The organism is Flavobacterium sp. LM5 (assembly GCF_002017945.1).
GTDB classification, from domain to species: Bacteria; Bacteroidota; Bacteroidia; order Flavobacteriales; family Flavobacteriaceae; genus Flavobacterium; species Flavobacterium succinicans.
Genome location: NZ_MUFX01000001.1, coordinates 1,224,117 through 1,237,168, shown reverse-complemented (window position 1 = coordinate 1,237,168; position 13,052 = coordinate 1,224,117). Strand labels below are relative to the sequence as shown.

At 38.1% G+C, this 13,052-nt stretch carries 6 protein-coding genes; 2 read left to right on the top strand and 4 right to left on the bottom strand.

What is annotated here, in order from left to right; translation table 11 throughout:
* Positions 1–110 precede the first annotated feature (110 nt).
* The 4 genes from BXU11_RS05255 to BXU11_RS05240 form a co-directional block, all read right to left on the bottom strand.
* Positions 111–3,575, bottom strand: a complete 3,465-nt coding sequence (locus BXU11_RS05255) for an IPT/TIG domain-containing protein (protein WP_078211262.1) — start codon at positions 3,573–3,575, stop codon at positions 111–113.
* 696 nt (positions 3,576–4,271) lie between these two features.
* Entirely contained in the window at positions 4,272–8,135 is a 3,864-nt protein-coding gene (locus BXU11_RS05250; protein ID WP_078211261.1) for a T9SS sorting signal type C domain-containing protein, read from the bottom strand.
* A 374-nt stretch (positions 8,136–8,509) separates the two neighbouring features.
* Positions 8,510–9,352, bottom strand: a complete 843-nt coding sequence (locus BXU11_RS05245; protein ID WP_078211260.1) for a glycoside hydrolase family 25 protein — start codon at positions 9,350–9,352, stop codon at positions 8,510–8,512.
* 10 nt (positions 9,353–9,362) lie between these two features.
* On the bottom strand, positions 9,363–10,088 hold the full coding sequence (locus tag BXU11_RS05240) for a phosphatidylcholine/phosphatidylserine synthase (protein ID WP_139363445.1): 726 nt from the start codon (positions 10,086–10,088) through the stop codon (positions 9,363–9,365).
* 223 nt (positions 10,089–10,311) lie between these two features.
* Here BXU11_RS05240 and BXU11_RS05235 point away from each other — a divergent pair, with 223 nt between their 5' ends.
* Together BXU11_RS05235 and BXU11_RS05230 are read left to right on the top strand one after the other, a co-directional pair.
* Positions 10,312–11,343, top strand: a complete 1,032-nt coding sequence (locus BXU11_RS05235) for a PorV/PorQ family protein (RefSeq protein ID WP_051536676.1) — start codon at positions 10,312–10,314, stop codon at positions 11,341–11,343.
* Between the two features lie 528 nt (positions 11,344–11,871).
* Positions 11,872–13,002, top strand: a complete 1,131-nt coding sequence (locus BXU11_RS05230) for a DUF4105 domain-containing protein (protein ID WP_078211259.1) — start codon at positions 11,872–11,874, stop codon at positions 13,000–13,002.
* The last annotated feature ends 50 nt before the right edge of the window (positions 13,003–13,052 follow it).

Sequence of the window (13,052 nt, the reverse complement as noted above, 5' to 3'; positions counted from 1 at the left end):
TTTGGTTTGAATAGTAGTTCCGCCAATCGTAAAGAAATAGTTTCCGTTAGGGGTAGTACTCGTTACCTGATTGATATTTGTAAACGGATTACAAGCAGAACCTAAAAGTTCTAATGGATTAAAGGCAGTACTAATCGTATAGGTCTCTGCAGAAGTAACAGAACCCCTAGTGTAGTAAGCTGTACGGAACCCGTAGTACCATTCCCAATTTTTACAGTTACACTGGTCTCAGTAGTGCTAATAACAGTCGCCGCTGTACCTCCAACCGTTACAACTTGGACAGTAGCTAAATTGGTCCCGTTTATTACCAGAGTAGATCCGATGCAGCCATTTAAACTCGATAAACTCGTAATTGTTGGAGGGTCTACTTTTTTAATCCATAAACCAAAGCTAATCCCTGCTCCAACAAAACCAGCCACATCGGTGATTTCACGAACGCCTCTATTAGGGATCCAATTGAGTGTATTTGAAGGTCCACAAATATGAATCACACTTCCATTTAATGCACTCCCATCTCCTGATGGACAGGTTGCATTTGTGGTGAGATATACAGCACCAACCCCTGTCCAAGAATCATTGATAGCATTATCATTCGATCCTTGATGCAAAGTTTGACTGGCTTTGAGTCTTGAAACAAGAGTAGCATTGTTATTAAACGCATCGACCACTCCGTTACTCGATTTAACATTTATGGCATTAAAATTACCTAAATACGACAAGGCACTGTTGCTCAATATTCCTCTTGTGGTTACATCTAAGGTGTTCACTACTTGCAATCCTTGCTTAACTGATGCGCCTGCATCATTCAATACCAATACCCAGCCATTCTCTACTTTGGTTTCAAATTTATTTCCATTTAAATCAAAATGGTACAAACCATCTGGAGTAGTTGCAGTAACTTGATTTACGTTCGTAAAAGGATTACATACTGAACCTAAAGCATCTGCTGGGTTAATGGAAACGGTAAATGTCTCAGCCGAAGTTGCTGTACCTCCTTCGGTAGTGACTGAAACGGTCCCAGTAGTGCCAATCCCCACCGTTACGGTAACACTGGTAGCTGTAGTACTAACAATTGTTGCAGGCGTACCACCTATGGTAACGGTTTGTGTATTGGTCAAAAATGTTCCGTTAATCATCAAAGTCGAACCACAAAAACCGCTTGTTGCCGACAAGCTTGTAATAGTAGGAGGAGTTATTTTTTGCACCCAAAGACCAAAACTGACACTGCTTGCGACATTGCCTTGACCATCGTTGATTCTTCGATAGCCAAGATTGGGTATCCAATTGGTTCCTGTAGAACTTCCACAGGTATGGATAATATTCCCTTTTAGCGATGAACCTTGTGAAGTCGCGCAAAATGCATCTTCTTTTATATTTGCAGCAGAAGCCCCTACCCACGAATCATTAATAGCATTATCCGCTTGCCCTTGATGAATCGTTTGTCCTGCTTTTATACGGTTGATAATTGTAGTATTATTGCTTTTCACATCGATTATCCCATCACTTGAGCGAATATTTACATTATCAAAATCTCCCAAATTAGCTAAGGCACTGTTACTGACTATCCCTCTTATAGTAACATCTAAATTGGTTACTTCTTGTAAATCTTGCGATATAGGAGCCCCTACATCATTAATTATTAATACCCATCCCTTCTCTACTTTCGTTTGAAAGGTAGTCCCTCCTAAATTAAAATAGTAGGTACCATCAGGTGTTGAGCTGGTAACTTGATTGACATTGGTAAACGGATTACATACTGAACCCAAAGCATCTGCAGGGTTAATGGAAACGGTAAATGTTTCAGCCGAAGTTACTGTGCCTCCATCGGTAGTGATTGAAACGGTTCCAGTAGTGCCAATCCCAACCGTTACGGTAACACTGATAGCTGTAGTACTAACAATTGTTGCAGGCGTACCGCCTATGGTAACTGTTTGTGTATTGGTCAAAAACGTTCCGTTAATAGTCAAAGATGAGCCACAAAAACCACTAGTAGCTGACAAGCTTGTAATAGTAGGAGGAATTGCTCTTTTCACCCACAAACCAAAACTATTTGAGTCCGCTACATTGCCATCACCGTCGGCAACTCTACGTACACCTATACTGGGGATCCAATAGGTACCCACACCACCAGATCCGCAGGTGTGAATGATATTTGTTTTTAGTGATGTTCCTCTATCGGTAGTACAAGTGGCATCTATTGTTAAATTTGCAGAAGAAGCCCCTATCCACGAATCATTGATAGCATTATCGGCTTGCCCTTGATGAATCGTTTGTCCTGCTTTTACTCGAGAAATAATGGTTGCATTGGTACTTTCCACATCTAGTACAGCATTGCTCGATTTAATTTTTACACTGCCTACTAGTCCCAAATTGGATAATGCCGTACTACTGACAATACCTCTCAGGTTGGTATCCAAATTCGTCACTTCTGGCAAATCTTGCGACACTGCTGCACCGCCATCATTGAGGACTAAAACCCACCCCTCTTCCACCTTGGTTTCAAATACATTTCCTCCTAAATTAAAATAATATAATCCATTTGGGGTAGCATCTGTAACTTGATTGACATTGGTAAACGGATTACAAACCGAACCCAAAGCCCCTCCAGAAGCAACTGTATACACCTCTGTTGAAGTAGCCGTTCCGGAAGGAGTTGTTACCGAAACCGTTCCTGTAGTACCAGAACCGACTGTAACGGTAACACTAGTAGCTGTGGCACTTACAACAGTAGCCGCAGTGCCTCCTATAGTTACCGTTTGTACTCCGGTTAAATTGGTCCCGTTGATAATTAAGCTAGAACCTTGGCAACCTGACAAACTGGATAAGGAGGTTATGGTAGGTGTTGATGAAGGAAAGAGTGTATTAAGCTGAGCCGATGATAAGGGCGCATCCCATATTTTAATAAATCGAACCGAACCACTCGCTGTATATTCATTATTTGTAGAAGCATCATCTAAGAAAAAGGTGAAATCTCTATTACTAGCCGAACTGTTTATAGGAACCGCATCATTGTTAGTGTCTGTTAAAGTACCTAAAAGTTGCAGTACACCACTTGGGCCAATTATATAGGTTTTCAATTCTTTGGTCGTTGCGTCTCTAGTTAGGATTAACTTATAAAATGTATTGGCATTTAAAGTTCCAAAACCATAAATACTTCCATCTACCTGATCTATTCCTCCACTCAAAAAATAAACTCCCTTATTCTCAAAGAAATCCCCAAAGGAAAGTATTTTCCTTTTCCCTGATACATCTGAAAATGAAAAATCTAGTGCTAAAGTATAATTTTCTGGATTTGGTAAATTAGCTGTAGCCAGAAAAAGACCACCACCAGGAGAACGTGTTGCTGTCCAATTCCATTGATTCGGATTTGTCCCAAAAGTATTAGTACACGGCACTGGTACGGAAAATAACTCCCCTGTAGGCTGAGAATCATTTAAATTACCGTTGAATTCGAAATTATGCACAAGGTTTTGCGCATAGTATGTATTCCCTAATCCTAAAAAGAAGAAAACCAACAAGACATATTTGTAGATAGTAACAGAAGTAGCGCCGTTATTAAGAGTAATTCTCACCATAGGATTAAATATTTATAACTGGATATAAATTGAAGACCGTTCCAATTATTGTTAAACAACTGAACAATAACACTTTAAAATTAGGTTATCTTTAATAGAAATCAAATATTTTAACCAAAAAAAAACACGTAAAGCACTAAAAAACAACACTATGACCGAGAAACTCAAGAAAAAAAGCTCATTAATAATGCTTTTGCTTAGTACTTGTCTCTAATTCAACCACCCCAAAGTATGAGTTAGATATAGCACACTTTACCGTCTTGATGTTAGAAGTTTAGGTTTAAAATACTTTTTACACCTATAAACCATCCAAGTAAATTCCAAAAAAAGAAATTCAAAATTCCAATGTGATAAACAGCAAATCGAGTAAGTTATACCTATAGAACTTCGTTTTAGAAATCGGGAAAAGTTTAACCGTAAAGTTCAACACTATTGCTTTTTTAGCTTCGTGATTTCTTCGTGTTTCTGTGTGCTAAAAAATTTAACCGCAAAGTTCGCAAAGGTTTACGCAAAGGACGCAAAGTTCAAGAGTATGGTTTTGTGAAGCTTTGTACCTTCTTCGTGTTGCTTTGTGGTGAAAAATTTAACCGCAATTTTCGCAAGGGTTTACGCAAGGTTCACAAAGTTTAAACCAACAAAAAAACTTTCAAAGCACTAGTAGACTCTGAAAGGGTTTTTAATTAAAAAGCTATTACTTTAGTAAATAATCTTCTTGCTGCTAATGGCGCCGTTCGCCAAAGTAGTTTTTACAATCAACATTTGTTCACTCGAAGACAAAGTCGAAATTGACCATTCTTGTGCGTTAATTTTTGATTTATCATATACTTTTCTCCCCAACAAATCAAAAACTTGCACTTGTGATATCGCTTCTACAGAAGAAATAAGCGTTATTTTTTTGTTTTTCACACTTACAAAAAGTGAGGCAGCTGCGACCTCATTATCGTCCATATCCAAATTTTTGTTAGTATATTTCAATACAAATCGATCATTCTCCACCCCTTTGACGGCTGTAAAAGTGTACTTGCCCTTACTCAATTCATGAAGGGTATTCGTCTTTTTATCTTCCAACCAAATTTCTTGACTGGACATAGCACCATCTCTATTATCAATACTAATATCGAAGTCTCCAGTAAGGGTACTTCGGTAGCCTAAAGGCACTTCGTCTGTGATTTCAAAAGGCAAGGCACGTCCTTGTATGGCTAATTTTTTTCCTTGATTGATGCTATAAAAATCAACAAACTCTTGGCCATCAAAACTCGGACCGTCATACCCATTGTCCCAATCGTTGGTCGCTCCTGCGAGGTACCCTACTAACAGTTGTTTGAAAGCCCCACCGGTATTACTCAAATTCAACCAAAGGCGATGTTTAACAATAGTTGTTGATTTTTTAGTATGGGATGGTTTAAAAAATTGATCATTTTCACCAATGATTCGCATACTGTTTTGAAATTGAAAACTACTGTTCGCTGGAATTCCTGAGCTTGTCCCTACAAAAAAAGACTGACCAGAAGCAATTTTTCCTGATGGAATTGAGCCACCAGAAAGAGCCGCTCCTTTTGCGGTTCCCGTAGCCCCCGTGCGATTATAAGTCGCATAATCATCGGCAGTATACACATTATTTGAAAGCGCCGTATTATGAGTCCAGAAATACAAAGCGCCATAAATAATACCAGCATTGTTCGCATCGGCCATAAACAAATTGGCATCAATTGCCGAAGGATAAGGATTTCCTATCAGATTGTATTGATCACTCGCTACAGAAAAATTAACTACTCCATTATTCGGAATTCCTAAAAAAACAGCTTCATACACCGAAGGAAGCGTGGTAGAAAAAGATTGTGGACCTCTAATAATATAGCCTCTTCCAATAGTCATTACGCCTGAAGACAACTCGTTTTTCCATTGTCCCTTAGTCCCATCAAACGAAAAAAACTTGTCTGAAAGTGTCAAAGGAGACACATCAAATAATGTTTGATTTTGCACAGCACTAGACCAGTAGGTATAATCCATTTTCCGAATAGGAGTGGTGTTTCTTTTCATTTTAATCGTCCCCATATTACTAACCTGATCCTCTAATTGATGCAAAGAAGCTCCACTTTCCAAAACCATAAGACCATCACCCGCATATTGATACCGCAAAGACAAGGCAAGATTAGAGGGAATACTAACCGTTACCCCAGCAGCAATAGTACAACTACACGCATAAATATTTTCTGCAAGTATAAAATTATCTTCAAAAAGCAATTCCTTTCCGGGGGTAGGTGCTGCATTGGTCCAAGCTCCTGCAACTCGTTTCGTACTATCTACACACAAAAGAAGCCTAGCTACACGATGCTTGGTCACCCCTAAAATCGAATTAAAAGTTCCTCCAATCAATAGTTTTTCATCTGTTGTAAAAGCCATAGCAAACAGACTACCATTCAATTGGGTCAAAAAGCTTCCATCTACACTTCCATCAGCATGAACACGAACCACTCTTTTGACACCTACTCCATTATATGTTCCAGAAAACGAACCTCCAAGCAGCAGTTTACCATTCGGTTGCACCAAAATAGCTCTAACCGTTCCGTTACTAAATCCTGCTCCGGTTAAGAAACTAGTGTCCAAACTCCCATCAGGATGCAGTCGAACGATTCTTCGTCTTGAATTTCCATTAAAAGTCAAAAAAGAGCCCCCAACCAAAATTTTACCATCAGATTGCAAAGCCAAAGTATAAACGATTTTATCAAATCCTAACCCAATAGAGAAAGTACTATCAACACTCCCATCCGCAAGCAAACGGACAATCTTTTGAGATGGAATTCCATTAAAAACTGTGAAATGACCTCCCAAGAGTATCTTTCCATCCGATTGCAAAACTACCGTTTCGACTATACCATCTTCAGCTCCCAAACCCGTACTAAAACTGGGATCTAATGTGCCATCGGGTAATAATCGTGTTATTTTTATCGCGGCCATGCCATTATAGGAAGAAAAGTTACCTACAAGAATTATTTTCCCGTCCGACTGAACCGCTACGCCATACACCTGTCCGTTGCAACCCGATCCAATATTGAACGAAGTATCTAAACTACCATCGGATAATAAACGAGCGATTCTATTGACCGAAGTCCCGTTATAAGAAGTAAAATTCCCAACAATAATTACTTTACCATCAGGTTGCAACGCCAAATTACGAATGGTAGCATTAGCGCCTTGCCCTGAAGTAGTAAAGCTAACATCCATTTCGCCTGCCTCGTTGAGTTTAGCGATTCGAGGAGCCTCTTGATTATTAAATTGAGTAAAATCCCCAACAACAATCACACTTTTATCGGATAACGGAAGTAGTTTTGAAACACTACTATTCAAGCCCACTCCCGAAGTGAGATACCCAACATCTAAGGTACCTTGAACATCAATTTTGGCTAACCTTCCTTGATTTTGATCATCAAAAATGGAGAAAGAACCTCCAACATACCAAGAGGACTCCATGAAATTTTCTAAAGCAAAAACACTTGCTGAAGCGGGTCCTGCACCTATATCAAAAGCAGTATTGATTGTCCCGTCGGGATGAAAAAATTGTACTCTATTGACCGCTACTCCATCATAAGTACCAGAAAAAGAACCTCCCATCATAATCGCTCCACTCGAAGTGACACAAATTGTCTCAACTGCCCCCGAACTAAAACCTGAACCAGAAACAAAAGAAGTATCAAAAGTTCCGTCAGCATGTAAGCGCAAAACTCGATTCGCTAAATTACTCTTGTAAGTGGTAAAAGAACCACCCAAAATAATTTTACCATCTGCTTGAAAAGCTATGGCACTCACATTGTTATCAAAACCAACTCCAGTACTGAAACTAGTATCTAAACTTCCATTAGCATGTAATCGGGCTACTCTACCCACACTTACTCCGTTAAATGTAGCAAAAGCTCCACCAATAATAATCTTACCATCCGATTGAAGTTCGATTTTTTCTATCAATCCAGAAGCTCCCAAGCCAACATTAAAGCTAGTATCAATAGCTCCGTTGCTCAAAATTTTCACTATTCTATTAGCGCTATTGCCATTAAAATTCGTAAAACTTCCTACCAAAAAAATACTACCATCGGAGTGTAAGGCGATATCGTAAATGATATTATTCGTAGCCCCAGGCGTTGCAATAAATGACGTATCTCGGGTACCATCAGAATGTAACCGAACTACTCGACCAACAGCGACACCATTAAAAGTAGTAAAAGAACCAGCAACGAGAATCTTTCCATCGGGCTGAAGCAAACAAGCATAAACTTTATTGTTAAATCCTGTCCCTAAAGCAAAAGAAACATCTTTGGATCCATCAGGCAACAAACGACACGAATAAGGGGTTGCCACACCATTAAAATTTAGAAATTCTCCACCAACAATCAATTTCCCATCAGGTTGAACCGCTAAAGCTCTAACAGTAGCATCGAAACCATCACCCAAAAGGCCATCGTCATAAGTGTTAAAGGTAGGATCAACTTTTCCTTGTTGGCCAAATACAGGACAAAAGCTAAACAAAAAAGCGATAAAAACAGGCAAAATAATTTTTACTTTCAATTGAATCCTTATTTAAGTTAGACTTCAACTACTGCTAAAAAAGAAACAAGTAGTCTTGAAATAAAAATAAAAAGAGGAAACAAAAACCACAATACCCAGATTTGGTGATATTTACATTTTTTTAATAAAAAATATTTAATCGCTAAACATAAAAATTAGTGAAACATAGGAGTCATTAAAGTGTTTGATTAAAGTCGAAAGTCTTTGAAACCATATAAGGCAAATTAGACCATATAAGTTTGAAAAAAAGCAAACAAACTCAATTAAACGATTAAACAATCAACCAATTATACAATCAACCGATTAAACAATTATACAATTAAACGATTAACCTACTAAAATGAGTCCTTAACATACCCACCTCCTTCTCCAATCTACTCAACGGTAATAAATTGCAATTGTTGCAAATCACCGTTGTAAATATTCACATCGACATTTCCTTTTATGCCAGGAACTGCTGCTTTTTCGGTAAATTGCCAAAAAAGCCAATCGTTTTGAATTTCTTCTCGATAAAAATTATAATTGGCAATCCAGAAGAGGTAATCACTGAATTCTTCTTTCAAAAAATCATCATAATATTTTTCCCCCGTGTAAATAATAGGTTTCACTTTATAATGATTTTCGATAGCTTGCAGCCATCTTCGCAATCCTTTTTTGAGGTTAGACATGGATTGATTTTTGGGTAGCTTTTCAATATCCAAAACAGGAGGTAAATCTCCCGTTTGTAAATGAACGGTCTTGATAAACAACGCTGCTTGCTCTAGGGAATTCTCATTAGGACGATAATAATGATACGCACCACGAATCATTTTGTTCTTTTTAGCGCCTTCCCAATTGCGCTTAAATTGACGATCTACAGCATTATTGCCCGCAGTAGCCCGGATAAAAACAAAATGCAAAGGGTATTGATTCTCAATCGTATCGACATAGGACCAACTGATTTTTCCTTGATATTCTGATACATCTATTCCAACGGTTTTGCCGTCATGTTTTTCGAGTACTCGCAAATTTCTGGCTTCCGAAAAAACATCGGTTTTACTTATCTTATCTGATTTAAAACCCAAATAATAAGCAAAAGCCGTGCGATAATGATACCCTATCAAAACCAAAAAAAGGAGAAGGACTCCAGCCCACAAGCCTTTTTTAAGCAAAACCATTCCATTATTTACTTTTTTACTGGAAGAGCGTTTGGTATATCTTTTCGTAGTTTTTCTCATGCGCAACAAGCTATGGCTTTTGCCATTTATTAGTTACAATTGAAAGCAACACATAGAAAAGAATCACTAAAGGGAGACCTAAAAATTGAAGGCCAACCAACAATAAAAGAGAAACGGCAAGAAAGAAAAAAGTCAATTTATTTTCTTTGAACGACATTTTTTTAACTTTCAAAGAAAACAAAGGAATTTCGGCATTCAAAATATAAGCACTTCCTATAGCTATGGCCAATAGTACCCAATAATTGGATAGAATTTCAAACAGCATAAACGAATCAACATGTTGAATAACCAGTGGCAGACTCAAAATAAACAAAGCGTTAGCAGGCGTCGGCAAACCAATAAAAGAGTCCGTTTGTCGGGTATCAATATTAAAATTAGCCAATCGGTAGCAGGAGCCCAAAGTGACCAAAAAACCTAAAAAGGCTAAGGCATACTCCACAGTAAAAGGATCACTCAGCTGCAAACCGAAAGCGTTGAGCATCATATAGAATAAAGTTAATCCAGGCACTACACCACTGGTAACCATATCGGCCAATGAATCCAATTGTAAACCCAAAGGACTGGAGACTTTAAAAAGTCGCGCAAAAAAACCATCAAAAAAATCTAGAAATATCCCCAAACACACAAAATAAAAAGCCATTTCAGCTTTTTGCTGTACTACAAAAGTCAAGGCGATACACCCACAGAATAAATTCAATAATGTAATGATATTGGGAATGTGTTTCTTAATAGTCATTGGGATTCAGATTAAATTATGTAGACGCAAAAGTAAGATAATAACTGAAAAAGAAATACGTTTTGGAGTAGAGTTTCGGCTGCAACACGCAAAGAAAACGGAATTCTCTATGAAGTAAAGAATAAGCTCCCTAAAAAATTCTATTTTTGAAGAAAATATTCACTCAACTAGTCCTATTTTACTTTTGAAAAAGATCGTTCCCTTTTTTTTGGTACTCCTCACCTTGTCCTGTGCTGCACAATCGGTTCGAAAGTATTCGAATGAATTTCTCAATATCGGGGTGGATGCCGCAGCTTTGGGAAGGTCGAATACTGCCGTAGCTAGCACCGCTGACGTCAATTCTGGCTATTGGAACCCTGCAGGTTTGATACATCTCGAAGACCATCAAGCGGCCGCCATGCATGCGAATTATTTTGCCAACATCGCTCAATATGACTATTTGGCTTACGCAGCTCCCATCGACGAAGAAAGCGCTTGGGGCATTTCGCTCATTCGTTTTGGGGTCGACGATATCTTAAACACCACCGAATTAATCGACAATCAAGGAAACATCGACTACAATCGGATCTCGTTATTTTCGACTGCCGATTATGGGTTTACCTTTTCCTACGCAAGACAATTGCCTGTGCAAGGCTTCCAATACGGCATCAACGCCAAAGTGGTCCGCCGCATTATAGGTGACTTTGCCAATTCATGGGGCTTTGGTTTTGATGTAGGCTTGCAATTTGAACGCAACAATTGGCAGTTTGGCTTGCTGATTCGCGACATCACGACCACCTACAATGTGTGGAATATTGACGAAGAAAAGTACCAATCCATCGCCAATGCCATACCTGGAGAAAACCAAGATTTACCAGAAAGCACCGAAATCACAGCACCAAAAGCCCAACTGGGTCTGGCAAAAAAATTTATTTTTCATTACGACTACAGCCTTTTGGCCGCTGCGAACCTCAACATGCGTTTTGCCAAAACCAATGACATTATTGCTACTGATTTTGTAAGTATTGATCCCGCCTTTGGTTTTGAATTGGGCTACACCGACCTAGTTTTTTTGAGAGCAGGAGTAGGAAATTTCCAAAAAGTAACCCAATTAGACACTAGTACCAAAACCGATTTTCAACCCAATATTGGACTCGGATTTCAATACAAAGGCATTCAAATAGATTATGCTTTAACCAATTTAGGCAGTACTGGCGTGGCTTTGTACTCTAATATCTTTTCGGTAAAAGTTGATTTGGGACAATTTAGAAGGTAATATCAGTTATTCGGTTTTAAGTTTTCAGTTATCAAGTTATGGCTCAAGTGTTTTGTCTTTGTGTTGCTTTGTGGTAAAAATAGTTGCCACAAAGAAAGCAAAGGTTTAAAACAATGAACCAAATTACTACAAATCCTAACTCACTATTTAACCACAAAGAACGCAAAGTTTAAAACGATTAAACAATTAAAACAATTCCCCCTCTTTACGCTACAATACCCACCGTCTGGACAGAAATATTTTTATGTTAAAATGGCACGCAGATTGGGCAGATTATCGTTGATTTTTGATTGTATATTAAAAATATTATTTACAAAACTTATGTTTTTTCAACACATTTTTTTTTTCACCACAACAAATTTATTAGTTTAAATCCGTTCAATCCGTGGCATCTGTGGCCTATCAGAAGATGTATCCAGGCGGTAGGCTACAATACAGAGCTATAACTTAAATATATTTTTCTTTGCGAATACCAACAAGTCAACAGAATGCGCTATTTTTACACCGCCTACTAATCTTGCTTATTTCATGAATTGCATCATTTCAACTACTACTGCTGTACGTAAATTTTTTCTACCTGTTTTTTTGCTTTGGAGTGCTTGGGCTTCTAGTCAAGCCTTACCACTTTCTCCAAAAGCTAACATTAGTATTTTGACCTGTGCCACTGGAAATGAATCCTATTCCTTATTTGGTCATACCGCGATTCGAATTAGTGATCCTGTACAATTCATAGATGTAGTGTATAATTATGGAGCTTTTGATTTTTCGACTCCTAATTTTGTAGCCAAATTTGCCAAAGGCGATTTACAATATTTTGTAGTTGCCGACTCCTATTCAGATTTTATCAATCGATACCAATACGAGGGGCGTAGTGTTTATGAACAAAAATTACAAATCAGTGCGCCCGTAAAGCAACGTATTTTTGAAAACCTCAACACAACCTTACAATCAGAACAACGGTTTTATACCTACAAGTTTATTGATAGAAATTGCACCACTATGGTAGTGGATGTAGTAAACGAAGCGCTTGGAAAAAATATCATTACAAAAACAAATCAATCCGAGGCTACTTATAGAAGTGTATTGTACCCTTACTTTGACCATCATTTTTATGAACAATTGGGTACGAGTATTATTTTTGGAACCAAAGTAGATCAAAAAGCATCCACCGTTTTTCTTCCATTTGAATTATTAGAAAGTCTAAAAAAGGCGCGGTATCAAAACCAATCATTAGCAGCGCCAGCAATTAAAACAGTAGATATAGCACCAACAACCGCCACTTCTTGGTGGAATAATTGGTACAGTTATGTCGGTTTTTTATTAGTAGTAGCACTTTGGAAAAAAAGAGGCATCATGTTGTCTTTTTTGACACTAATGGGAATTTTGGGAGTGTTCTTCCTGTTTATGAGTTTTTATTCCTTGCACCCTGAATTGGCCAACAACTACAATGTGTTATTATTCAATCCCAGTTTGCTTCTTTTGGTATTCTTTTCTTTAAGAAAAAACAAAAAAGCGACGCAGTACCTAAGTTACTTCAATTGGGTTTGTTTTGCTTTATACACCCTAGTTATAATAAACAAAGCTCCTTTTTTAATCATTACACCATTGCTTGGGATTACTTCACTTTTAGTATATAGAATACAAGTACGCTCCCATTAAATTTGCTTACGCCTTCTGTTCACTGCTCACTCATCTTCAGCGTACACACT

Excerpts from the sequence above, each read along its gene's own strand:
- BXU11_RS05255 (WP_078211262.1), bottom strand. The coding sequence starts at position 3,575 with ATGGTGAGAATTACTCTTAATAACGGCGCTACTTCTGTTACTATCTAC.
- BXU11_RS05230 (WP_078211259.1), top strand. The coding sequence starts at position 11,872 with ATGAATTGCATCATTTCAACTACTACTGCTGTACGTAAATTTTTTCTA.
- BXU11_RS05245 (WP_078211260.1), bottom strand. The coding sequence starts at position 9,352 with ATGAGAAAAACTACGAAAAGATATACCAAACGCTCTTCCAGTAAAAAA.
- BXU11_RS05240 (WP_139363445.1), bottom strand. The coding sequence starts at position 10,088 with ATGACTATTAAGAAACACATTCCCAATATCATTACATTATTGAATTTA.